The 22,815-nt window shown below is 70.7% G+C and carries 26 protein-coding genes; 9 read left to right on the plus strand and 17 right to left on the minus strand.

Annotation, left to right across the window (positions count from 1 at the left end; all coding sequences use genetic code 11):
* Positions 1-2 precede the first annotated feature (2 nt).
* On the minus strand, positions 3-371 hold the full coding sequence (gene hisI / locus NGB36_RS13045; protein WP_255920391.1) for a phosphoribosyl-AMP cyclohydrolase: 369 nt from the start codon (positions 369-371) through the stop codon (positions 3-5).
* Between the two features lie 89 nt (positions 372-460).
* Here hisI and NGB36_RS13050 point away from each other — a divergent pair, with 89 nt between their 5' ends.
* Together NGB36_RS13050 and NGB36_RS13055 are read left to right on the plus strand one after the other, a co-directional pair.
* Positions 461-1,018 carry a hypothetical protein gene (locus NGB36_RS13050; RefSeq protein WP_255920392.1) on the plus strand — a complete coding sequence of 186 codons (558 nt, stop codon included), beginning with the start codon at positions 461-463 and terminating at the stop codon, positions 1,016-1,018.
* Positions 1,019-1,051: 33 nt separating this feature from the next.
* On the plus strand, positions 1,052-1,681 hold the full coding sequence (locus tag NGB36_RS13055; protein ID WP_255920393.1) for a TIGR03085 family metal-binding protein: 630 nt from the start codon (positions 1,052-1,054) through the stop codon (positions 1,679-1,681).
* Positions 1,682-1,698: 17 nt separating this feature from the next.
* Here NGB36_RS13055 and hisF read toward each other — a convergent pair whose 3' ends face one another.
* The 8 genes from hisF to hisD are packed head-to-tail and all read right to left on the minus strand — an operon-like array spanning position 1,699 to position 7,548.
* Entirely contained in the window at positions 1,699-2,469 is a 771-nt protein-coding gene (hisF, locus tag NGB36_RS13060; protein ID WP_255920394.1) for an imidazole glycerol phosphate synthase subunit HisF, read from the minus strand.
* Positions 2,466-2,903 (minus strand): RidA family protein, encoded by a 438-nt coding sequence (locus NGB36_RS13065; protein ID WP_255920395.1) that lies wholly within the window; start codon positions 2,901-2,903, stop codon positions 2,466-2,468. Before NGB36_RS13065 ends, hisF begins: the two co-directional genes overlap by 4 nt.
* Positions 2,900-3,652 (minus strand): bifunctional 1-(5-phosphoribosyl)-5-((5-phosphoribosylamino)methylideneamino)imidazole-4-carboxamide isomerase/phosphoribosylanthranilate isomerase PriA, encoded by a 753-nt coding sequence (gene priA / locus NGB36_RS13070; RefSeq protein WP_255920396.1) that lies wholly within the window; start codon positions 3,650-3,652, stop codon positions 2,900-2,902. The genes NGB36_RS13065 and priA overlap by 4 nt, the downstream gene beginning before the upstream one ends.
* Positions 3,653-3,665: 13 nt before the next feature.
* Positions 3,666-4,301 carry an imidazole glycerol phosphate synthase subunit HisH gene (hisH, locus tag NGB36_RS13075; RefSeq protein WP_255920397.1) on the minus strand — a complete coding sequence of 212 codons (636 nt, stop codon included), beginning with the start codon at positions 4,299-4,301 and terminating at the stop codon, positions 3,666-3,668.
* A gap of 39 nt (positions 4,302-4,340) precedes the next feature.
* Complete coding sequence (locus NGB36_RS13080) at positions 4,341-4,493, minus strand: CG2302 family histidine operon protein (protein WP_255920398.1); 153 nt, start codon at positions 4,491-4,493, stop codon at positions 4,341-4,343.
* 3 nt (positions 4,494-4,496) lie between these two features.
* Positions 4,497-5,087, minus strand: coding sequence for an imidazoleglycerol-phosphate dehydratase HisB (gene hisB, locus NGB36_RS13085; protein ID WP_255920399.1), 591 nt, complete (start codon positions 5,085-5,087; stop codon positions 4,497-4,499).
* Positions 5,084-6,205 carry a histidinol-phosphate transaminase gene (locus tag NGB36_RS13090; protein ID WP_255920400.1) on the minus strand — a complete coding sequence of 374 codons (1,122 nt, stop codon included), beginning with the start codon at positions 6,203-6,205 and terminating at the stop codon, positions 5,084-5,086. Before NGB36_RS13090 ends, hisB begins: the two co-directional genes overlap by 4 nt.
* Positions 6,202-7,548: a histidinol dehydrogenase gene (gene hisD, locus NGB36_RS13095; protein ID WP_255920401.1), complete on the minus strand. Its 1,347-nt coding sequence runs from the start codon at positions 7,546-7,548 to the stop codon at positions 6,202-6,204. Before hisD ends, NGB36_RS13090 begins: the two co-directional genes overlap by 4 nt.
* Positions 7,549-7,739: 191 nt before the next feature.
* Here hisD and NGB36_RS13100 point away from each other — a divergent pair, with 191 nt between their 5' ends.
* The 4 genes from NGB36_RS13100 to NGB36_RS34125 all read left to right on the plus strand — a co-directional run bounded on the left by NGB36_RS13100 (position 7,740) and on the right by NGB36_RS34125 (position 10,769).
* Positions 7,740-9,290 carry an oxidoreductase gene (locus NGB36_RS13100; RefSeq protein WP_255920402.1) on the plus strand — a complete coding sequence of 517 codons (1,551 nt, stop codon included), beginning with the start codon at positions 7,740-7,742 and terminating at the stop codon, positions 9,288-9,290.
* 71 nt (positions 9,291-9,361) lie between these two features.
* Entirely contained in the window at positions 9,362-10,081 is a 720-nt protein-coding gene (locus tag NGB36_RS13105; protein WP_255920403.1) for an LON peptidase substrate-binding domain-containing protein, read from the plus strand.
* Positions 10,082-10,102: 21 nt separating this feature from the next.
* On the plus strand, positions 10,103-10,615 hold the full coding sequence (gene ybaK / locus NGB36_RS13110; RefSeq protein ID WP_255920404.1) for a Cys-tRNA(Pro) deacylase: 513 nt from the start codon (positions 10,103-10,105) through the stop codon (positions 10,613-10,615).
* A 79-nt stretch (positions 10,616-10,694) separates the two neighbouring features.
* Entirely contained in the window at positions 10,695-10,769 is a 75-nt protein-coding gene (locus NGB36_RS34125; RefSeq protein WP_504979623.1) for a hypothetical protein, read from the plus strand.
* 2 nt (positions 10,770-10,771) lie between these two features.
* Here the strand turns inward: NGB36_RS34125 and NGB36_RS13115 are convergent, their stop codons facing one another.
* From NGB36_RS13115 to NGB36_RS13130, 4 genes are all read right to left on the minus strand, one after another.
* Complete coding sequence (locus NGB36_RS13115; RefSeq protein WP_255920405.1) at positions 10,772-11,461, minus strand: DUF2567 domain-containing protein; 690 nt, start codon at positions 11,459-11,461, stop codon at positions 10,772-10,774.
* 93 nt (positions 11,462-11,554) lie between these two features.
* On the minus strand, positions 11,555-12,361 hold the full coding sequence (locus NGB36_RS13120; RefSeq protein WP_255920535.1) for an ABC transporter permease: 807 nt from the start codon (positions 12,359-12,361) through the stop codon (positions 11,555-11,557).
* Between the two features lie 32 nt (positions 12,362-12,393).
* Positions 12,394-13,419 carry an ABC transporter ATP-binding protein gene (locus NGB36_RS13125; protein WP_372509425.1) on the minus strand — a complete coding sequence of 342 codons (1,026 nt, stop codon included), beginning with the start codon at positions 13,417-13,419 and terminating at the stop codon, positions 12,394-12,396.
* Between the two features lie 65 nt (positions 13,420-13,484).
* Entirely contained in the window at positions 13,485-14,720 is a 1,236-nt protein-coding gene (locus NGB36_RS13130; RefSeq protein ID WP_255920406.1) for an NYN domain-containing protein, read from the minus strand.
* 284 nt (positions 14,721-15,004) lie between these two features.
* Between NGB36_RS13130 and NGB36_RS13135 the strand changes: the two genes are divergently transcribed.
* The gene (locus NGB36_RS13135; protein WP_255920407.1) at positions 15,005-15,187 is read left to right on the plus strand and encodes a hypothetical protein; all 183 of its coding nucleotides are present in this window, start codon (positions 15,005-15,007) and stop codon (positions 15,185-15,187) included.
* Positions 15,188-15,250: 63 nt separating this feature from the next.
* On the opposite strand, the gene dnaE is transcribed toward NGB36_RS13135, so the two are convergent.
* Positions 15,251-18,808 (minus strand): DNA polymerase III subunit alpha, encoded by a 3,558-nt coding sequence (gene dnaE / locus NGB36_RS13140; protein WP_255920408.1) that lies wholly within the window; start codon positions 18,806-18,808, stop codon positions 15,251-15,253.
* 249 nt (positions 18,809-19,057) lie between these two features.
* Here dnaE and NGB36_RS13145 point away from each other — a divergent pair, with 249 nt between their 5' ends.
* Both NGB36_RS13145 and NGB36_RS13150 read left to right on the plus strand, forming a co-directional pair.
* Complete coding sequence (locus NGB36_RS13145; protein WP_255920409.1) at positions 19,058-19,714, plus strand: hypothetical protein; 657 nt, start codon at positions 19,058-19,060, stop codon at positions 19,712-19,714.
* A gap of 54 nt (positions 19,715-19,768) precedes the next feature.
* Positions 19,769-20,557 carry a thioredoxin domain-containing protein gene (locus tag NGB36_RS13150; protein ID WP_255920410.1) on the plus strand — a complete coding sequence of 263 codons (789 nt, stop codon included), beginning with the start codon at positions 19,769-19,771 and terminating at the stop codon, positions 20,555-20,557.
* A gap of 7 nt (positions 20,558-20,564) precedes the next feature.
* Here the strand turns inward: NGB36_RS13150 and NGB36_RS13155 are convergent, their stop codons facing one another.
* Genes NGB36_RS13155 through lspA form a run of 3 tightly spaced genes read right to left on the minus strand, consistent with a single transcriptional unit; the run spans position 20,565 to position 22,763 of the window.
* The gene (locus NGB36_RS13155; RefSeq protein WP_255920537.1) at positions 20,565-21,206 is read right to left on the minus strand and encodes a dienelactone hydrolase family protein; all 642 of its coding nucleotides are present in this window, start codon (positions 21,204-21,206) and stop codon (positions 20,565-20,567) included.
* 20 nt (positions 21,207-21,226) lie between these two features.
* Positions 21,227-22,168, minus strand: coding sequence for an RluA family pseudouridine synthase (locus tag NGB36_RS13160; protein ID WP_255920411.1), 942 nt, complete (start codon positions 22,166-22,168; stop codon positions 21,227-21,229).
* Between the two features lie 22 nt (positions 22,169-22,190).
* Positions 22,191-22,763 (minus strand): signal peptidase II, encoded by a 573-nt coding sequence (lspA, locus tag NGB36_RS13165; RefSeq protein WP_255920412.1) that lies wholly within the window; start codon positions 22,761-22,763, stop codon positions 22,191-22,193.
* Between the last annotated feature and the right edge of the window lie 52 nt (positions 22,764-22,815).

Raw genomic sequence — 22,815 nt, forward strand, 5'->3', positions numbered from 1 at the left:
GCCTAGCTGTACTGGTGATCGTCGAGTGGCAGCCGGTCGGCGTCGAAGCAGGTGCGGTCGCCGGTGTGGCAGGCGGCGCCGAGCTGGTCGACCTTGACGAGCACGGTGTCCCCGTCGCAGTCCAGGGACACCGACTTCACGTGCTGCACATGGCCGGAGGTGTCTCCCTTGACCCAGTACTCCTGGCGGCTGCGGCTCCAGTACGTGCAGCGGCCGGTGGTCAGGGTGCGGTGCAGCGCCTCGTCGTCCATCCAGCCGAGCATGAGCACCTCACCGGTGTCGTACTGCTGGGCGATGGCGGGGACCAGGCCGTCGGCGTTCCGCTTCAGGCGGGCGGCGACGGCGGGATCGAGGCGTGAGGCATCCGGCATGCCCCCTATTGTGGCCCGTCCGGGGGCCGATCGGGAAAAGCCCGCAAGCGCACTGTCGGCGGGCTGTGACCATGGGGCATGCTGCGCACATGGGTTTCCCGGCGTCCGGCGCAGGCGGTACGGGCAACGGCCCGGAGCGAAGCGAGCCCCCCGTTGGCGGGATCGTGGTCGGCGCGCTGCTGGTGCTCGCTGTCGTCATCGGCGGGATCGTGTGGCTCGGCCACGACGCCGGCACGGGCCCGGGCCCGACCGGGCACGGCCCGCCCCCGTCGTCCTCGGCGACGCCGCCCCCGTACGTGGCGCTGAAGCCGGGGACGTGCTTCGACACACCGGGGCTCAACAGCCATGTGGCACGCGAGACCGTGCGCCCCTGCACCGCGCCGCACGACGCGGAAGTGATCTCCGACGAGACGCTGACGGGCAGCTTCGCCACCGAGAAGCAGCTGCAGGTCAAGGTGCTCGCACTGTGCGACCCGGACACCAGGCAGCGAATGCGGAGCATCCCGGAAAACGGCAGGTCGTACTACGCGTATGCGATCTACCCGTCGCTGAGCACCTATCAGGTCCAGGGCGAGGACACCGTCTCCTGTGCGCTGACGCTCAGCAATTCGACGGACGGCAAGCAGCTGACCGACCGATTGCCGTAGCAGCTCCGCTCTTCACAGACGTAAGCTGACGCCATGTCGACTCATGCCCAGCGTGAACGTCTTCTCCTCGCCGATCTCCTCGAAAGCGCCGGTCCCGACGCGCCGACGCTGTGCGAGAACTGGACGGCGCGCGACCTGGCCGCCCACATCGTGGTGCGCGAACGGCGCGCCGACGCCGCAGGTCTGGTGATCCCCCAGCTGGCGGGGCGTCTGGAGAAGGCGCACCGGGAGTTCGCGGGCAAGCCGTACGAGGAGCTGATCCAGCTCATCCGCACCGGGCCGCCACGGATGTCGCCGTTCTCCCTCAAGCAGATCGACGAGGCAGCCAACACGGTCGAGTTCTACGTTCACGCCGAGGACGTCAGGCGCGCACAGCCCGACTGGTCCCCGCGCACGCTCGACCCGGTCTTCTCCGACGCGCTGTGGGCACGGCTGGAGAAGGGGGCGCGGGTGCTGGGGCGCAAGTCCCCGGTCGGCCTGGTGCTGCGCCGCCCGGACGGCCAGACCGTGGTCGCCCACCGCGGGACGCCCGTCGTCACCGTCACCGGGGAGCCGGGCGAACTGGTGCTCTTCGCCTTCGGCCGCCAGTCCGCCGCCCATGTCGAACTGGACGGCGACAAGGACGCGGTCGAACAGGTCAAGGAGGCGAAGCTCGGCATCTAGCCGAGCGTTCGGCCTCGCTAACGCACCAGGTGGCCGGCTTCGCGGAGCGTCTGCTTGACCTCGGCGATACGCAGGTCGCCGAAGTGGAAGACGCTCGCGGCGAGCACGGCGTCCGCGCCGGCCGCGATTGCGGGCGGGAAGTCGGCGAGCTTGCCGGCGCCTCCGCTGGCGATGACGGGTACGGTGACGTGCTTGCGCACGGCTTCGATCATCTCGGTGTCGTAGCCGTCCTTGGTGCCGTCGGCGTCCATGGAGTTGAGCAGGACCTCGCCCGCGCCGAGTTCGGCAGCGCGGTGCGCCCACTCGACCGCGTCGATGCCCGTGCCGCGGCGCCCGCCGTGCGTGGTGACCTCGAAGCCCGAGGGCGTCACCGTGCCCTCCGGGCAGCGCCTGGCGTCCACCGAGAGCACCAGCACCTGGCGGCCGAACCGCTCGGAGATCTCGCGGATCAGCTCGGGGCGGGCGATCGCGGCCGTGTTGACCCCGACCTTGTCGGCACCGGCCCGCAGCAGCCGGTCGACGTCCTCGGCGCTGCGCACCCCGCCGCCGACGGTGAGCGGGATGAAGACCTGCTCGGCGGTGCGGCGCACCACGTCGTACGTGGTCTCCCGGTTGCCGGACGAGGCGGTGATGTCGAGGAAGGTGAGCTCGTCGGCGCCCTCCGCGTCGTAGATCTTCGCCATCTCGACGGGGTCGCCGGCGTCCCGCAGGTGCTGGAAGTTGACGCCCTTGACGACACGGCCCTCCGTGACGTCGAGGCACGGGATGACCCGTACGGCCACGCTCATTGCGCTGCTCCTCTGTAAGCCTCTAGTTCGACCTCCACCAGCACGCGCGAGTCGACGAAGCCGGAGACCACGACGAGTGTCGCGGCCGGGCGAACGGAGTCGAACAGCTCCTTGTGCGCGCGGCCCACGGCGTCCACGTCGCGGGCGTGCGTGAGGTACATGCGGGTGCGGATGACGTCGGCGGGCCCGAGGCCGAACTCCTCCAGCGCGGCGAGCGCATTGCGGAAGGCCACCTTCGCCTGCTCGAACGGGTCTCCCTCGCCCTGGAGCACGCCGCCCACCAGCGGCATCGTGCCGGAGACCAGGACCCGGTCGCCGGCCGCCACCGCCCGGGCGAAGCCTATGGTCTCCTCCCACGGGCTGTCGGTCTGGTGGCGGCGCACCCCGGGGGTTCCGGTGGCGGCGGACGGCTGGACGGGCCCGGGTACGATCATGGCTGGGATGCCTCCGAAGCGGTCGACACGGCCTGCAACGCTTCTTCCAGGGTGAACGCGTTGGCATAGAGCGCCTTGCCCACGATGGCGCCTTCGACACCCTCGGGTACCAGCCTCGCGATCGCCCGCAGGTCGTCAAGGGATGAGACGCCGCCGGAGGCGACCACGGGCTTGTCGGTGGCGGCGCACACGTTCCGCAGCAGGTCGAGGTTGGGGCCCTGCAGGGTGCCGTCCTTGGCGATGTCGGTGACGACGTAGCGGGCGCAGCCCTCGGAGTCGAGCCGGGCGAGCGTCTCGTAAAGGTCGCCGCCGTCGCGCGTCCAGCCGCGGCCGCGCAGCGTGGTGCCGCGGACGTCGAGGCCGACGGCGATGCGGTCACCGTGCTCGGCGATCACCTTGGCGACCCACTCGGGGGACTCCAGGGCCGCGGTGCCGAGGTTGACGCGGGTGCAGCCGGTGGCCAGCGCGGCAGCCAGCGAGGCGTCGTCGCGGATGCCGCCGGAGAGCTCGACCTTGATGTCCATCGAGTGAGTGACCTCGGCGATCTGCGCACGGTTGTCGCCGGTGCCGAACGCCGCGTCGAGGTCCACCAGGTGCAGCCACTCGGCGCCGGCACGCTGCCAGGCGAGCGCCGCGGCCAGCGGGTCGCCGTACGACGTCTCGGAGCCGGACTCGCCATGGACCAGGCGGACGGCCTGGCCGTCGCGGACGTCCACGGCGGGGAGAAGTTCGAGGCGGTGCGTCGTCATGGTGTGCGTGGTCCTAGAGGGAGGTGATCCAGTTGGTGAGCAGCTGGGCGCCGGCGTCGCCGGACTTCTCGGGGTGGAACTGGGTGGCCCACAGCGGACCATTCTCCACAGCCGCCACGAACGGCTCGCCGTGCGTGGTCCAGGTGACCTTCGGGGGGTGGAAGGCGTCGCTCGTGGCGTCGAGCTCCCAGGCGTTCACCGCGTAGGAGTGGACGAAGTAGAAGCGCTCCTCCGGGTCCAGCCCGGCGAAAAGACGGGAGCCCTCGGGTGCCTTGACGGTGTTCCACCCCATGTGCGGCACGACGGGCGCCCGCAGCGGCTCCACGGTGCCGGGCCACTGGTCGCACCCCTCGGTCTCCACACCGTGCTCGACGCCGCGGGCGAAGAGGATCTGCATGCCGACGCAGATGCCCATCACCGCGCGGCCGCCGGCGAGCCGCCGACCGATGATCCAGTCGCCGCGTGCGGTCTTCAGCCCCGCCATGCAGGCGGCGAAGGCACCGACGCCGGGGACGAGCAGACCGTCGGCTGCCATCGCCTTGTCGTAGTCGGCGGTGATCTCCACGTCGGCTCCGACGCGGGCCAGCGCCCGCTCAGCGGAGCGGACGTTTCCGAAGCCGTAGTCGAAGACGACCACGCGCTTGCTCATCGGTGTTCCCTTCCCAGTCCGCAGGGGCCGGTCATGCGGCTACAGCCGCAGCAGACCGGCGGCGAGCGACATCACGGCGCCGGCGGCGAGCACCACGATCACGCTCTTGGGCATCTTCTGCTTCCAGAACGAGTAGACCCCGCCGAGAAGGAAGAGGCCGAGCAGGATCAGCAGTGTGGCGGCGGTACTCATCGTTTACAGGGCGCCCTTGGTCGAGGGGATTCCGGTCTGCCGCGGGTCGATCTCCGAGGCATAGCGCAGGGCTCGGGCGAGCGCCTTGAACTGGCATTCGACGATGTGGTGCGCGTTGCGTCCGTACGGCACGTGCACGTGCAGCGCGATCTGCGCCTGTGCGACGAAGGACTCCAGGATGTGCCGGGTCATGGTGGTGTCGTACGAGCCGATCATCGGCGCCATGCCCTCGGGCTCGGTGTGCACCAGGTACGGGCGGCCGGAGAGGTCGACCGTCACCTGGGCCAGCGACTCGTCCAGCGGGACGGAGGCATTGGCGAAGCGGACGATGCCGTGCTTGTCGCCGAGCGCCTGCTTGAAGGCGGCGCCGAGGGCGAGCGAGGTGTCCTCGATGGTGTGGTGGCTGTCGATGTGCAGGTCGCCGTCGGTCTTGACGGTGAGGTCGAAGAGGCCGTGGCGGCCGAGCTGGTCGAGCATGTGGTCGTAGAAGCCCACGCCTGTTGAAACAGCTACATCGCCCTTACCGTCGAGATTGATCTCGACGACAACGGAGGTCTCCTTGGTGGTGCGTTCCACGCGGCCCACGCGGGTCATGTGCTCGGGGTCTCCTTCTTGATCGCGCGCACCGCATCGAGGAACGCGTCGTTCTCGGCCGGGGTGCCAGCGGTGACCCGCAGCCAGCCCGGTACGCCGTTGTCCCGGACGAGGACGCCGTGGTCGAGGATGGCCTGCCAGGCGCTGTGGCTGTCCTCGAACCGCCCGAACTGCACGAAGTTGGCGTCGGAGTCGGTGACCTCGTAGCCGATGGCGCACAGCTCCTCGACGAGGCGGTCGCGCTCGGCCTTGAGCTCGTCGACGTACCCCAGCAGGGTATCGGTGTGCTCCAGGGCGGCGAGCGCGGTGGCCTGGGTGACGGCCGAGAGGTGGTAGGGCAGCCGCACCAGCTGGACGGCGTCGACGACGGCCGGGTCGGCGGCGAGGTAGCCGAGGCGCAGGCCCGCCGCGCCGAAGGCCTTGGACATGGTCCGGGAGAGCACCAGGTTGGGCCGGCCCTCGATCAGCGGCAGCAGCGACGGGCGGTGGCTGAACTCGACGTACGCCTCGTCGATCACCACGAGCGCCCCGGCGGTGTCCGCCTTGGCGGCCTGGGCGGCCTCGTAGAGGGCGAGGACGGTCCCGGCGTCCACGGCGGTGCCGGTCGGGTTGTTCGGGGAGCAGATGAAGACCACGTCGGGCCTGCGCGCCGCGATCTCCGCCGTGGCCGCCTCGACGTCGATGGTGAAGTCGGCGTTGCGCAGGCCGGAGATCCAGCCGGTGCCGGTGCCGCGCGCGATCAGGGCGTGCATCGAGTACGAGGGCTCGAAGCCGAGCGCGGTGCGGCCGGGCCCGCCGAAGGCCTGCAGCAGCTGCTGGATGATCTCGTTGGAGCCGTTGGCGGCCCAGACGTTGGCCGGGGCCACCTCGTACCCGCCGGTGCGGGTGAGGTACCTCGCCAGCTCGGTGCGCAGCTCGACCGCCTCCCGGTCCGGGTAACGGTTGAGCTCACGGGCGGCCTCCCGCACCCGCTCGGTGATCCGCTCGATGAGCGGCTCGGGCAGCGGGTAGGGGTTCTCGTTGGTGTTGAGGCGGACCGGGACGTCCAGCTGGGGTGCGCCGTAGGGGGACTTGCCGCGCAGCTCGTCCCGGATCGGCAGGTCGTCGATTCCGGTCACTGTCCGGGCACCTTCCACTCGCTGTGCCGGTCTTGTCCGCCTCCGGCAAAACGCGCCTTGATCGCCGCGCCGTGCGCCGGGAGGTCCTCGGCGTCGGCGAGGGTGACGACGTGGTGGGCGACCTCGGCGAGGGCGTCGCGCGAGTAGTCGACGACGTGGATGCCGCGGAGGAAGGACTGCACGGACAGGCCCGAGGAGTGGCAGGCGCAGCCGCCGGTGGGCAGGACGTGGTTGGAGCCGGCGCAGTAGTCGCCGAGCGAGACCGGGGCGTACGGCCCGACGAAGATCGCGCCGGCGTTGCGCACCCGGGCGGCGACCTCGCCGGCGTTCTCGGTCTGGATCTCCAGGTGCTCTGCGGCGTAGGCGTCGACGACCTTCAGCCCCTGGTCGAGCGTGTCGACGAGGACGGTCGCGGACTGGGTGCCGGACAGCGCCTCGGTGATCCTGGCGACGTGCTTGGCGGCCGCGACCTGGGCCTCCAGCTCCTTGTCGACCTGATCGGCGAGCTCGGTGGAGGTGGTGACCAGTACGGCGGCGGCGAGCGTGTCGTGCTCGGCCTGGCTGATCAGGTCGGAGGCGACGTGTGCGGGGTCGGCGGTCGCGTCGGCCAGGATGGCGATCTCGGTGGGGCCGGCCTCGGCGTCGATGCCGATACGGCCCTTGAGCAGGCGCTTGGCGGCCGCGACCCAGATGTTGCCGGGACCGGTGACCAGCTGCGCCGGGCGGCACTCGTCGGTGCCGTACGCGAACATGGCGATCGCCTGGGCGCCGCCGGCCGCGTACACCTCGTCGACGCCCAGCAGTGCGCAGGCCGCGAGGATCGTCGGGTGCGGGAGCCCGTCGAAATCACGCTGCGGCGGGCTGGCCACGGCGAGGGACTCGACGCCCGCCTCCTGGGCCGGGACGACGTTCATCACCACGGAGGAGGGGTAGACGGCCTTGCCGCCGGGCACATACAGGCCCACCCGCTCCACCGGCACCCACCGCTCGGTGACCGTGCCGCCGGGCACGACGTGGGTGGTGTGGTCGGTGCGCCGCTGCTCGCCGTGGACGAGCCGCGCCCTGCGGATCGACTCCTCCAGAGCCGTACGTACGGCCGGATCCAGACGGTCGAGGGCGCGGGTGAGCGCCTCGGCGGGCACGCGGACCCGCTCGATCTCGACACCGTCGAACCGCTGCGCATAGTCGATCAGCGCCGCGGTGCCGCGATGCTGCACGTCGTCGCAGATCGGCCGCACCTTCTCCAGGGCGGCCTCGACGTCGAGCTCGGCACGGGGCAGCAGGTCACGGTCGATGCCGCCTTCGGGGAAGGCGTCGCCGCGCAGATCGATTCGGGAGATCACGCCCTCAAGTGTAGAGATGCCGCGCGCCCGCCGTTGCGGAGCTCCACTGAGTGAGATGCGCCGCGTCCACCGGACGCCTGTCATGACCGCGGCACAGGAGTGGCCGGATCCGGCCATTCGGCGTACCCGTGGGAGGCGGGAACCGCTAGGTTGCCGATCGGGATGATCACCGTGTTCGGGGAGGGACGGCTGTGACCGAGCCGCAGGGCCTGACATCCACCGAGGAACATCTCTGGGAGACCTTCCGCCGTGGCGACCTGTGCGACGTGCGCACCGGCGACCCGGAGCTCGACGACCCCACCGCACAGCACGACTGGGGCCCCGAGCGCACCGTGCGAGCCGAGATCATCGCACGGCTGCTGCTCGACGGGCCGCCGCACGAGCCCGGCCGGGTGGCGGCGCTCAAGCTCGCGGGCGCCGCGATCACCGGCCTGCTCAACCTCGCCGGCGGCCGCGTCGTGCCCTATCTGGAGCTGCGCAACTGCCGTTTCGACACCGAAATCCGGCTGCCCGAGGCCCACTTCGCGACGATCCGGCTCATCCGCTGCGCGATTCCGCGGTTCGAGGCGGCGCGGCTGGCCACGGCAGGTGATCTTCATCTCGTGCAGTCGACGATCGAGGCCGGCATCCGCCTCACCGATGCGCACATCGGCACCGATCTTCTCCTCAACCAGATGACCGTGCGCCGGGACCGCAACGGACGCGCCGTCTCCGCCGACGGACTGACGGTGGGTCAGGACGTGGAGGCCGAACTGATCACCGCCGACGGGGAGATCAGCCTGCGCAGCGCCCGCATCGGCGGCCGGCTGAGCCTGCGCGGCAGCGAGTTGCGCAACCCGGGCGGGCGGTACGCGCTCAACGCGGCGCGCGTCACGGTCGAGCACACCCTCTACCTCAGTTCGGGCTGGACGAGCGGCTACTACGGGGGCGGCACACCGCCGATGGGCGTCCGCACCCGCCGTTTCGTCGCCGAGGGCGGAATCCGGCTCGACGACGGGCGGTTCGGCAACGGCATCATCGCCGACAAGGCCCGGTTCCTGCTCAGCGGCGCACAGCAGCTGTCGCTGCGCCGGATTCAGACGCCCGAACTGCGGCTCGCCCTCGAAGAACCTCCGTCGGGGCGGATCTCGCTCGCCGGTGCGCGGGTCGGCAATCTCACCGACGCCCAGTCGAGCTGGCCCAGCGCCGGGCGCATCGACCTCGCCGGGTTCACCTACGAGACGATCGCCGCCCACGGCTCGTTCCCGCTGCACCGCAGGATCGCCTGGCTCGCGGACGCCACCCCCGAGTACAACCCGGAGCCCTACGAGCACCTGGCGCAGGCGCTGCGCGGCGGCGGCGAGGACAACGATGCCCGCGAAGTGCTGCTGGCCAGGCAGCGCAGGCGGCGCGAGACGCTGCCGCTGGCCGGCACGGTGTGGGGCTATGTGCAGGACATCACGGTCGGATACGGCTACCGGCCGGGCCGGGCCGCGCTGTGGCTCGCGGTGCTGTGGGCGGTCGGTACGACGTATTTCGCGTGCGGTCCGGCGCCGCTGCCCGTCGACGAACACGCGTGGCCGCACTGGAACCCGGCGCTGTTCTCCCTCGACCTGCTGCTTCCGTTCGTCGATCTCGGGCAGAGCCATGCCTGGCGGCTGGCGGGGACGGCGCAGTGGGGGGCCACGGTGATGACGCTGGTGGGCTGGATCCTGGCGACGACGGTCGCGGCGGGAGCCTCGCGGCTGCTGCGCCGCGGCTGACGCCCGGCTCCTTACGGCTCCTGCGGCTCCGCCTGACTTCCCCGCCCGCGGGGCGCATAGGCTTGCGTGCTGTGACCGTTCGTCTGCCGCTCTTCCCCCTCGGCTCGGTGCTCTTCCCCGGGCTTGTGCTGCCGCTCAACATCTTCGAGGAGCGGTACCGGGCGCTCGCCCGCGATCTGCTGGCGATCCCCGAGGACGAGCCGCGGCAGTTCGGCGTCGTGGCGATCCGGGACGGTTCCGAGGTGGCGCCGAGCGGTCCGGGCGTCACGGACTCCGGGCCCGCGGCAGGCTTCGGACCGGACCTGAGCACGGCGCTGCACCAGGTCGGCTGCGTCGCCGACACGGCCTCGTTGAGCGAGCGGGAGGGCGGCGGCTACGAGCTGGTGGCCACCGGCACCACGCGCTTCCGGTTGCTGTCGGTGGACACCGGCGGACCGTATCTGGTGGGCGAGGTCGAGGAGTTGCCCGAGGAGCCGGGCGAGGGAGCGGGGTCACTGGCGGGCGCGGTCGAACGGGCCTTCCGCACCTACCAGAAGCAGCTCGCCGGTGCGCGTGAGCGCACCCTGTCCGCGTCGCAGGAGCTGCCCGACCGGCCCTCCGTGCTGTCGTATCTGGTGGCGGCCGCGACCGTGGTCGAAGTGCCGGTCAAGCAGCGGCTGTTGGAGGCTGCGGACACGGCGACGCGGCTGCGGGAGGAACTGAAACTCCTGCGCCTGGAGACCGCGGTGATCGGTAAGCTCCCGTCGCTGCCGGCGATCGAGCTGACCCGGCAGCCGACCAACCGCAACTGATCACCCACCGGAGGCGGCACCGTGGGCAGGAAGGCGAAGGCGAAGGCGAAGGAGGCCGGGTCGGGGTCCACGCCCGCGACGGCGGCGCTGGCTGCGGCCGGTGTGGAGTTCACCGTGCACTCCTACGACCACGATCCGGCAGCCGCGTCATACGGCGAGGAGGCCGCGCAGGCCATGGGTGCCGCCCCCGAGCGCGTCTTCAAGACCCTCGTCGCGGATGTGGACGGCGCGCTGACGGTCGGGGTGGTGCCGGTCGCGGGGTCGCTGGATCTGAAGGCACTTGCGGCGGCGGCCGGAGGCAAGCGCGCCGCGATGGCCGATCCTGCGGCAGCGGAGCGCACCACCGGTTACGTACGCGGTGGCATCTCACCGCTCGGGCAGCGCAAACGGCTGCGCACCGTCGTCGACGTCTCGGCGCTCGATCACGCGACCGTGTTCGTCTCGGCGGGACGGCGAGGTCTCGAGGTGGAACTGGCCCCGCAGCTCCTGATCGAGCTTACGGACGCCGTCACCGCCGCCATCGGCCGCGCCTGACCCTCGACAGCCTGGCAGGTGCGGCGCACGCTAGCAGCAGGAGCGCGGGCGAGCGCCCCGCGCGGAGAGGCGGGAACCGATGTCGAAGCGGACTCGCAAGCGCAAGTGGCGGCTGAAGAAGCGCCACGCCAACCACGGACACCGTCCCGCGTGACGTCACCCCTCGCGGGGCGGCTGCTCGCCCGGCGCAGGCGACGCAGGTGACGAGGACGAAGGCGCCGGTGGGGTGGACCAGCCGTCCCACCGCGTCGGCGCATGCTCGCCGTCCCGCTGTTCATCGCGCGGGCCGAAGGCCGAGGTGAGCGCCAGGAAGACACCGGTCGCCGCGATCGGCCAGGCGAGCAGCGCCGCCTTGGCGCGCAGTTGCAGCGGCGCGTAGAAGACCTTGCCCGCGCCCACCAGCTTGGCGTGCGCGACGACGTTCTGCGTCGGGCCGAGCAGGATGCCGATCCGCCACGCGATGAGCGAGGCGGCCACGGCGCCGACCGCGAGGCCGATGACGACGGCCACTCCCCCGGCGCGCCGCCACCAGAAGACCGCACCCGCGCTCAGCGCGCCGAAGCCCAAGCCCATCAGGGTGAACCAGCCGTCCGCGCCGACCGACTGCTCGCCCTCGGAGTCCTTCAGGTAGACCGCCGTGCCGTCGGAGATCAGCGGCACCTGCGGCGCCGCCCACCACCACACCACTGCGAGCACCACTCCGAGCACCGCCACGCCGAGCGCGATGAGGGCGCCGTCGCGCACCTCACGGCCGACGTCGGGACGCTCGTCGGGGCTGCCGACGCCGCCCGAGGGGACGGGCGGGTGCGGTGGCTGCTGGTCGTGCGGTGTAAGCGGTGCGGTCACTCGTCCATCGTGCCAGGTGCGGCCCGCCCGTCTCCCACCGCCACCCTCAGCGGAGGCGCTTCGCGCCCCTGTCATGCCTGCGGTCGCACGGGATCACCTGCAGGCGGCCCTGCGGTACGCCCATGTCGCGAGGGCGAGCGAGGCCATGCCCACCGCCGCGCACACGGCGAGGTCGCCGAGGACGGCGAACCAGTCCGGTGCGGCGGCAAACGTGCGGGCGAAGGCCTCGACCCCGTACGTGGACGGCAGCAGGTCGCGTGCGTAGGCGACGGGTGACGGCATGTGATCGGCGGGGAGCACCCCGAGCAGCAGCGCCGCCGACATCCCCAACTGGCCCGCGAGCGTGGCGAGTTCCTGGCGCGGCGCGAGCAGCCCGAGCGCCGCGCCGAGCCCGGAGAGGGCTGCACCGGCCAGCGGCACCACGGCGGCGAGCACCCACAGGTTGCCGAGCGGCAGATGGAACAGCAGGCAGCCGACGCCCGCCGTGACAAGCGTCCCCGGCACGGTGAACGACGCGTAGGCCGCCGCCGCCCCCAGCACCACGGAGGCAGGGGGCACCGGCAGCGTCGCGTAGTGGTCGAGGCCGCCGGAGGCCCGCAGCTGCCCGAAGTACTGGGCGAGCAGATTGAGCGCGACGAACGCGACGACCAGCACGCTGGAGCCGGAGACCACCGCGCGCGCCGCCTCGGAGCCCGCGCCGACGACACCGCGCATCAGGACCATGATCCCGACGGACTGGAATGTCGCCACGAAAAGCAGCGGGATGCGGGCCACCTTCGCCCGCGACAGCTGCGCCCGGTAGACGGCGCCGAGCGCGGGCAGCAGCCCGGCCCGCGGTGCGAGCGGCGCTGCGTGGTCCGCGGCCTCCCCGTCGTCGTGGTCGAGGCGGGGACCCGGCACCGCGGGCCACGGAGTCCGTGCGGACAGAGTGCTCACGCCTTCACCAGGCCCTTCCGGCGTCCGCCGAGCGCCAGGTAGACGTCCTCCAGGCTCGGCGTCGCGAGCGTGAAGTCGTCGAGCGCGGCGAAGGCGGGACCGCCGGTCACCGTCGCGACCACGCCTCGCGCCTCCTCCTGTGCCATCCGCAGCGTCCAGCGGCGCCCGGCCGCCTCCGCACTCTCCCCGAGCGCGGCAATCTCCGCCAGGTGCAGCGGCGGCTCGTCCCGCCACACCAGGTCCAGCCGCACGTCGCCTTCGACCATGGCCTTGAGACCGGAGGGGGTGTCGCATGCGATGACCCGCCCGTCGTCGATCACCGCGACCCGGTCCAGGACCGTCTCGGCCTCCAGCACGTTGTGGGTGACGAGCAGCACGGTGGTGCCGCGCTCGGCGCGCCGCCGGTCAATGGCCGCCCAGACCGCGCGGCGGGCGACCGGGTCCATTCCGGTGGTGGGCTCGTCGAGGACGAGCATCGGCCGGCCCCCCACGAGCGCGGCGGCGAAGCAGGCGAGCCGCCGCTGCCCGCCGGACAGCCGCTTCAGCGGGCGGCAGGCGAGCCCGGTGAGCTCCAGTTCCTCCAGCACGGCGTCGCGTTCGCTGCGTGCGGTACGCGGGTCGAGGCCGCGCAGCCGTCCGGTGGTCTCGGCGGCGAGGGCGACGGTCAGCTCGTCCAGCGCGGTCGACTCCTGCCCGAGGTATCCGATGAGGCGGGCGGCGCGGTCGGGGTGGGCGACCAGGTCGTGGCCGAAGAGCCGGATGGAGCCGGCGTCCGGCCGCAGCAGGCCGGTCAGCTGGCGCACCAGTGTCGTCTTCCCGGCACCGTTGGGCCCGAGCAGCCCGAAGATCTCGCCCTGGCCGACGTCGAGGTCGATGCCGTCGTTGGCACGGACGGCGGGCGGCGCGGCGGCCTTGCGACCGCGTCCGGCCGGGTATGTCTTGACCAGCCCGCGCACGGTCCACACCGTCCCGCGGTCGGTGGCCGCCGAGGGGACTGCGGCCGGTGGGGTGCCCGTACTCACGAGCAACGAGGGTACGCGCCGCTGCTGTGGCCCGTCCCTCCGGGGAAGGCCCTGGGCATCGGGCCCTACTCGCCGGCCGTGCTGTTCTCCGCGACCTGGCGTGCGTCGACCTCGCGCCAGAAGCCCGCCCGGATGGCGTAGCGGTCGTGCTCGTCGATCTGGTCGTCCTTGTGCGCGAGCAGACCGAAGCGGGCGGCGTAGCGAAGCAGTTCGCCGTCGATGCGGTGCGGGACACGCGGGTACTCGCCGGAGAGCTGCTGCAGCAGGGAGCGGTCGATGAGCCGGTCGATCCAGCGGCGGGCGAAGACCTGGCCGACCTCGAAGGGGTCACCGCTGACGGTGGTGATGTCCTCCTCGCGGTCCGCCCAGCGCTGTTCGGCGGTGGTGAGCTGGGCGAGGGTCGGCAGGCCGGCGTCGGCGGCCTCGCTCGCCGCCGCGCGTTCGATCCAGCCCTTCTCCGACGACCAGCGCAGCGTGGCGGCGGCCGGCCCGTGCCGGTCGGGCTGCGCGGTGGCCACGCCGCGGCTGAGCCCCGCCAGGTCCTTGGGCGTGGGGACGCCGGGCTTGCCGGCGGTGGCGCCCGTACCGGGCGCGGCTTCCTGGCCGTTGGCCGCCTTGGCTGCCTCGGCCGCCGCCGTGGTGGATGCGGACGGCTTCGCGGGCTCGGCGGGCAGCGCGGACTCCGGCAGCGGGGCGGAGAGGATCGCGGCGATCTCGGGACGCGGGCTGGGCGGCGCGCAGATACCGGGCGCCTCGCGGGCCTGCATCGCGCGGGTGATCCACTCGCGGTCGAGGACGCGCCGCTCGTCGGCCTCGGCGACGAGGTCCTCGGACTGGTTGTAGTCGCCGTCGGCGGCCTGCACCGCCCACAGGTGGACGGCGACGCCGTGTTCCTTGGCGGACATCATGCCGGGCAGCAGATCGCCGTCCCCGGTGACCAGCACGACATCGCTGCAGGCACGATTCCTCGCGAGTTCGGAGAGCTCGGCGTGCATGGCCGCATCGACGCCCTTTTGGGCCCAGCGGCCGTCGGAACGAGTGAGGGCACCCAGCCGTACCGTGACGCGCGGCATGACGCGCAGCCGCCGGTGCTCGGGCTGCGGCACCCGGTCGGGGGCACCGTCGAACCAGTAGATCCGCAGCAGCGGCCGGCCGGTCTCGCGCTCGGCGCGTTCCCGCAGGCCCTGGACGATCGCGGCGTGGTCCACGGTGATCCGGGACCGCGAGGGCTCTCCGGCAAGCAGGCTCGCGGCAGCGCCCAGGAGATAGCCGGCGTCCACGAGGACGACGCAGCGGTCCACTTTCCACCCTCTTTCGTACGTCCGGTCGCCCCCGGCAGCTATTCCTTGAGTCTGCCCGACCCGCCGGGGGATGTAAGCCGAACCCGATCATCGGCGTGGCGGACGAGGTGTCGCACGCCGGCGGAGTCAGCCCATACGGCGAGCCACTACCCGTCGTATGCCCATCGAACGACCGAAATGCGACTTTCGTTCCGTCGTGCAAGTCTGAGTTCGCGCAAGCAGGGGGTCGTCCCCGCGAAAGCGCCCCACAGGCCATCGTCCGAGATCCAACAGGAGGCACGATCATGGCCAAGAACAAGAACCAGAAGCAGGAACGCCGTCAGCAGCAGCCGATCGAGAACCGCAGCGCCGAGATGCGCGGCCAGGAGCAGGTCAAGGCCGCTTCCGCGGAGCCGCAGCAGGACGTTCTGTCGGCCGATGCGCCGAATATGTCGCGCAAGAAGCAGAAGAGACTCGGCCACAACTGACCGTTTTCACACGGCAGTCGTGGGGGCGCGCCCGCAACGGTCGAGGGCGCGCCCCCTCGCGCGTCAGCTCGCCCGGTCGGCGGCGCCGAGGCAGGCGGGGCCGAGCAGCTCCTTCAGGTCGCCGAAGAGAGCGGGGTCGGGGTCGACCCGGTGCCGGTCGAGGCGGAGCACGGTGGTCTTGCGGGCGCCCTGGAGCCGTACCCGTACCTCCGTACTGCCCTTGTGGCTGGCCAGCACCTCGCCCAGCCGCGCCACCAGCGGCGGAGTCACCTTCACCGTCGGGATGGAGATGGTCACCGGTGCGTTGACGGACGCCTCGGACAGGTCGGGGACCATCAGCTCCATCGCGACCAGCCTCGGCACGTCCTCACGCTTGTCCAGGCGGCCCTTGACGAAGACCACCGCGTCGTCGACCAACTGGGTGGAGACCAGCTGATAGGTGGCGGGGAAGAACATGCAGTCGATGGATCCGGCGAGGTCCTCGACGGTGGCGATGGCCCAGGCGTTGCCCTGCTTGGTCATCTTCCGCTGCAGTCCGGAGATGATGCCGCCGATCGTCACGATCGCACCGTCGGCGTAATCACCGCTGGTGAGCTGGCCGATGGCGGCGTCCGTCTTGTCGTTCAGCACATGCTCGATGCCGAAAAGCGGGTGGTCGGAGACGTACAGGCCGAGCATCTCGCGCTCCTGCGCGAGCAGATAGGCCTTCTCCCACTCGATGTCGGAGAAGGTGACGTCGAGCCCGAACCCCGGTTCGTCCTTGCCGTCGTCGTCGCCCATGCCGCCGAAGAGGTCGAACTGGCCCTCGGCCTCCTTGCGCTTGATCTGCACCACGTTGTCGATCATGGACTCGTAGTGCTCGGTCAGGCCGCGCCGGGTGTGACCCATCTCGTCGAACGCGCCCGCCTTGATGAGCGATTCGACGGTCCGCTTGTTGCAGACCACCGCCTCGACCTTGTCGAGGAAGTCGGGGAAGGAGGTGTACTTCCCCTTGGACTTGCGGCAGCGGATGATCGAATCGACCACGTTCTGGCCGACGTTGCGCACCGCCGTGAGGCCGAAGAGGATCACCTCGTCGCCCTGGGCGGTGAAGTTGGCGTCCGACTCGTTGACGTTGGGCGGCAGCACCTTGATGCCCATCCGCCGGCACTCGTTGAGGTAGATCGCCGACTTGTCCTTGTCGTCGCGCACCGAGGTGAGCAGTGCGGACATGTATTCGGCCGGGTAGTTCGCCTTCAGGTACGCCGTCCAGTACGTGACGAGGCCGTACGCGGAGGAGTGGGCCTTGTTGAAGGCGTATCCGGCGAACGGCACGAGCACGTCCCAGACCGCCTGGATCGCCTCGTCGGAGTAGCCGCGATCCCGCATGCCCTTCTGGAACGGGATGAACTCCTTGTCGAGGACTTCCTTCTTCTTCTTGCCCATGGCGCGGCGCAGCAGGTCGGCCTGGCCGAGCGTGTAGCCGGCGAGCACCTGTGCGGCCTTCTGCACCTGCTCCTGATACACGATCAGGCCGTAGGTGATGTCCAGGACCTCTTTGAGGGGCTCCTCCAGCTCCGGGTGGATCGGGGTGATCTCCTGCTGGCCGTTCTTTCGCAGCGCGTAGTTGATGTGCGAGTTCATGCCCATCGGGCCCGGCCGGTAGAGGGCCGAGACCGCGGAGATGTCCTCGAAGTTGTCGGGCTTCATCATGCGCAGCAGCGAGCGCATGGGGCCGCCGTCGAACTGGAAGACACCGAGCGTGTCACCGCGGCACAGCAGCTCATAGGTCTTGGGGTCGTCGAGCGGCAGCGAGAGCAGCTCGATGTCGATGCCCTTGTTGGCCTTGATGAGCTTGACCGCGTCATCCATGATCGTCAGGTTGCGCAGGCCGAGGAAGTCCATCTTCAGCAGGCCGAGCGACTCACAGCTCGGGTAGTCCCACTGCGTGACCTTCACGCCGTCGTTCTTCGGCTGGAAGATCGGCACGTGGTCGGTGATGGTCTCGCTGGACATGATCACACCAGCGGCGTGCATGCCCATCTGCCGGACCAGGCCCTCGATCCCCCGGGCACCGTCGATGATCTTCTTGGCGTCCGGCTCGTTCTCGTAGATCGACCGGATCTCGCCCGCCTCGCTGTAGCGGGGGTGGCTGGGGTCGGTGATGCCGGAGAGCGGGATGCCCTTGCCGAGCACGTCGGCGGGCATCGCCTTGGTGAGCCGGTCGCCGACCGCATACGGATAGCCGAGCACCCGCGACATGTCCTTGATCGCGGCCTTCGCCTTGATGGTGCCGTAGGTGCCGATCATCGCGACCTTGTCGGCGCCGTACTTCTCGGTGACGTAGCGGATCACCTCGCCGCGCCGGCGTTCGTCGAAGTCGATGTCGACATCGGGCATGGAGACGCGCTCGGGATTGAGGAACCGCTCGAAGATCAGGCCGTGGTCGATCGGGTCGAGGTCGGTGATGCCCATCGCGTAGGCGACGATCGAGCCCGCCGCCGAGCCACGGCCCGGGCCCACGGCGATGCCGTTGTTCTTCGCCCACATGATGAAGTCCGCGACCACCAGGAAGTAGCCGGGGAACCCCATCTGGATGATGATGTCCATCTCGTACTCGGCCTGCTTCTGCCGGTCCTCGGGGACACCGCCCGGGTAGCGGCGGGCCATGCCGCGCCGCACCTCCTCCTGGAACCAGCTGACCTCGGTGTAGCCCTCGGGCACGTCGAAGCGCGGCATAAGGTTCTTCGGTTCGAACCAGCCGGTCGTGTCGATCTGCTCGGCGACGAGCCGGGTGTTGGCGCACCCCTGCTGCCAGGCGTCGGAGGAGTCGATGGCGTACATCTCCTCCGCCGACTTCAGGTAGTAGCCGGTGCCGTCGAAGCGGAAGCGGTCGGGGTCGGAGATGTTCTTGCCGGTCTGGATGCACAGCAGCGCGTCGTGCGAGTCGGCCTCGCCGGCATACGTGTAGTGCGAGTCGTTGGTGACGATCGGCGGGATGCCGAGCTTCTTTCCGATCTCCAGCAGGCCCTCACGGACCCGGCGCTCGATCTCGATGCCGTGGTCCATCAGCTCCAGGAAGTAGCGGTCCTTGCCGAAGATGTCCTGGTACTCGGCGGCCGCCTTCAGCGCATCGTCGAACTGGCCCAGCCGCAGCCGCGTCTGCACCTCTCCCGAGGGGCAGCCGGTGGAGGCGATCAGCCCTTGCGACCACTGGGCGATGGACTCCTTGTCCATGCGCGGCCACTTGATGAGCCAGCCCTCGGTGTACGCGTCTGAGGAGAGCCGGAAGAGGTTGTGCAGGCCCGTCTTGTCGGCGGCCCAGATGGTCTTGTGCAGATACGAACCGCTCGCGGAGACGTCATCCCGCTTCTGGTGCGGCTGGCCCCAGGTGACCTTGCGCTTGTTGCGCCGCGACTCGGGGGCCACGTAGGCCTCGATCCCGATGATCGGCGTGACGCCGGCGCTCTTCGCCTGATGGAAGAAGTCGTACGCGCCGTGGAGGTTGCCATGGTCGGTCATGGCGATGTGCGACATGCCCATCTCCTGGCATGCCTCGAACATGTCCTTCAACCGTGCGGCACCGTCCAGCAGCGAGTACTGGGTGTGAACGTGCAGGTGCGTGAACGGCTGCTTGGTCACCAGGCGGGCCTTCCGTAGCGAGAACGGTCAATCGAAGAGCGCGACAGATTGACCCTACCGCTGCGGGCGCCCCGGTCGCCGCCATCCGACGCACGCCGCACGGCATGGCGTTTCCGCAGGTCAGCGACGGCCGGGCAGGGGCATGGCCGATAGATCGCGAGGTCAGGGCGGCGGTGCTCGGCACTCGCCCGAGGGATCGCCGCCGATCCTTAGGCGACGCCTACAGCAGGACATGGCACACTCTGCCCCATGGAGGGGACGCCACAGCTCAGGGAGGTGCGCGCCGCGCTGTTCGCCGCGGTGTGCACGACCCTGTCATGCACCTCTCACGTGATGCTGTCACGGATGCCCCTCCCGGTCACGACGGTGGCGGTCGTCTACGTCGCCGTCTTCGCGCTCGCCTACACGCTCGCCGGGCGCGAGCGCGGGTTCCGGCCGATCGCCGCGCTGCTCGTACCTCTGGAGCTGTGCGCGGACACGCTGTTCACCGCCGGGCAGCACACCTGCTACGGCCCTGCGGGCGGTCCCGTGACCGGGCCGCTCGCCTCCTTCGGCGCCGATCTGATCTGCAACGGCGGACGGGTCGGCACCCCGCTGGCGGGCGGCGCACCCGTCACCGCCGACCGCGCGCTGCCCTGGCTGCTGCTGAGCGCGCACGTCACCGTGGGGCTGCTCGCCTCCTGGTGGCTGCGGCGCGGTGAGGCCGCGGTGTACCGACTCCTGCGCGCCGCAGCCTCGTGCGCCTACCGGCCGCTCGCCCTGGCGGCCGCGGTGGTGCGTGCCCATGCGGGCGTCCCGCCCCGGCCGGCCGCGCGCTGCACGGGCGCCGCGCCCGCGGTGCCGGCGCTCCCGCTCCTGCTGCATTCCGTCATACGTCGCGGACCTCCCTGCCTGGCCACCGCCTAGGCCACAGGAACGTATCCGCGAAGCAACCACCACCTTGACGGAGTTTTGATCATCATGAGCAACAAGAACAGCTGGGAGAACAAGTCCTCGGCCCGCGAGCGCCTCAAGGCGGAGCGCGCGAAGCAGGCGAAGCGCGAGAAGGTGCGCCGCCAGCTCTTCGCAGTGGGCGGGGTCGTCGTCGTGATCGCGATCGCGGCCGGCGTCGCCGTTGCGGTGTCGAGCTCCGGGGGCTCCAAGACAGTGACCGTCCCCGCCAATGCCTCCGGCACCAACGGCACGACGGTGATCTACGGCAACGCCAGCGCCAAGCACACCCTGCACCTGTTCGAGGACCCGCGCTGCCCGATCTGCGCGCAGTTCGAGCAGCAGGACGGCCAGGCCGTGCTCGCCGGCGCCGACGCCGGCAAGTACAAGATCCAGTACACGTTCGGCACCTTCCTCGACGGCAACCTGGGCGGCACCGGCTCGATGAACGCGCTGAACGCCCTCGGCGCCGCGCTGAACGTCAGCCCGGACGCCTTCATCAAGTTCCACACCGCGATCTACTCGGCGAAGAACCACCCCGACGAGAAGACCGACAAGTTCAGCGACAACAACTACCTGCTGAACATCGCCGACCAGGTCCCCGCGCTCAAGGGCAACACCGTGTTCCAGAACGCGGTGAAGAACGGCACCTACAGCGGCTGGGCGAGCAAGATGTCCGACTCCTTCAACAGCAGCGGCGTGCAGGGCACTCCGACCGCTCAGCTCGACGGCAAGCAGCTGAACGTGGTGACCAACACCGGGATCATGCCGGCCGCTCAGCTGGAACAGAGCATCAACCAGCAGATCGGCTCGAAGTAGCGGCCGCCTAGAGGTCGGCGAGGAAGTCCAGGGCCGTGGACCAGGTGCGTTCCGCGGCCTCCTCGTCCCAGTCCGGCAGCTCGGGGTCGGTGTAGAGGTGGCCGGCGCCGCGATAGCGGTGCACCTCGACATCGGCCCCGGCCCGCCGCATTCGCAGGTACCAGGCGTTCAGCCAGTCGTCCGGCTCGAACGGATCGGGCTCGGCGACATGCAGCTGGACGGGGATGTCGGTGGCGGCGTCGTCGGCGATGTCGGACGTGCCGTGCAGCAGGAGCAGCCCGCGGGCGCGCTCGTCGGCGAGCGCGAGGTTCTGTGCGACCGAGCCGCCGAGCGAGAAACCCGCATAGACCAGACCCGCCCGTCGCCCCCTGGCCTCCGGAGGGGGCACCTCCCCTGCCCGGAGGGCCATGGGGGAGGCGGACCCCAAGTGCGGGGCAGCGGCCCTCACCGCGCGCGTCAGCAGCTCTTCACGTCCGATCTCGTCCTTGATCGCCACACCCTCCTCGGGCGTCTGCGCGGTGCGTCCGTCGAAGAGGTCGGGGACGTGCACCTCATGGCCGGCAGCGCGCAGCCGGTCGGCCGCAGCGTGCACCGCGGGCCGCAGCCCGTACATGGAGTGGAACAGGATGATCGTCTCGTTGGCGCCCATGGCGTGGCCCTCCTCCCCCGTCACGCGCTCTCCGCGCGCACCGTCTCCAGCGCGAACTCCAGGTCGTCCGGGTACGGGCTGACGAACTCCACCCAGCGGCCGTCCGCCGGGTGCTCGAAGCCTAGGCGCACGGCGTGCAGCCACTGGCGGGTGAGCTTCAGCCGCTTGGCCAGGGTCGGGTCGGCGCCGTAGGTGAGGTCGCCGACGCACGGGTGGCGGTGTGCGGCCATGTGGACCCGGATCTGGTGGGTGCGGCCCGTCTCCAGCTTGATGTCGAGCAGGCTGGCGGCGCGGAACGCCTCGATGAGGTCGTAGTGGGTGACGCTGGGCTTGCCGTCGGCGGTCACCGCCCACTTGTAGTCGTGGGTGGGGTGGCGGCCGATGGGGGCGTCGATGGTGCCGCTCAGCGGGTCGGGGTGGCCCTGTACGAGGGCGTGGTAGCGCTTGTCGACGGTGCGCTCCCGGAACTGCTGCTTGAGCACGGTGTACGCCAGCTCGGACTTGGCGACCACCATGAGACCGGAGGTGCCGACGTCGAGCCGGTGCACGATGCCCTGGCGCTCGGCGGCGCCGGAGGTCGAGACCCGGAAGCCGGCCGCGGCGAGCCCGCCGATGACTGTGGGGCCGCTCCAGCCGGGGCTGGGATGGGCGGCGACGCCCACGGGTTTGACGACGACGACGATGTCCTCGTCGTCGTGGACGATCTCCATGCCCTCGACAGGCTCGGCGACGACCTGCACCGGCGCCGCGGGGGCGGGCATCTCCACTTCCAGCCACGCGCCACCGTGCACCCGGTCGGACTTCCCCGCGGCAGCGCCGTCAACGAGCACCTTGCCCTCGGCTGCGAGCTCGGCGGCCTTGGTCCGGGAAAAGCCGAACATGCGGGCGAGGGCGGCGTCCAGGCGCTCGCCTTCGAGGCCGTCGGGAACGGGCAGGGTGCGGATCTCGGGAAGGGTGCTCACCCGAATGAGTATGCCGGAGGCTCTAGTCCCGGTTTACCGAGCCGTCCGGGTCGAGGCCGCGGAAGGAGAGCCAGACGATCAGGAAGCCGCCGCAGACGATCGCGGAGTCGGCGAGGTTGAAGACGGCGAAGTGCGCGGGTGCGATGAAGTCCACGACCTCGCCGCGGAAGATCCCCGGGGAGCGGAAGATCCGGTCGGTGAGATTGCCGAGCGCACCGCCGAGCAGCAGGCCGAGCGCGATCGCCCACGGCACGCTGTAGAGCTTGCGGGCGAGCCGGGCGATCACCGCGATCACCGCGAGGGCGATCAGCGTGAAGACGATCGTGTACGCCTGTCCGATGCCGAAGGCCGCGCCCGAGTTGCGCACCGCCTCCAGCTGCAGATACGTGCCCAGCACCTGGATCGCCGGATGGTTCTCCAGGTGCTGCACCACAACGGTCTTGCTGGCGAGGTCCAGGGCGTACGCGAGCGCCGCGATGGCGAGCAGCACGGGGATCTTCCGCCTGCCCTGTGGGGCAGGCTGTTCCGACTCCTCGTCCTCAGCCTGCGTAGGTTCGAAACCTGGCGTACCGATGGTGCGCTCCGCCTTCGTCACGTGAGTCCCTCAGCCTCGAGTCCCGCGCCAGGGGCTGGCCTGACGGGAACGA

Origin of the sequence: Streptomyces humicola (assembly GCF_024436035.1) — a bacterium.
In the GTDB taxonomy this organism is placed as follows: domain Bacteria; phylum Actinomycetota; class Actinomycetes; order Streptomycetales; family Streptomycetaceae; genus Streptantibioticus_B; species Streptantibioticus_B humicola.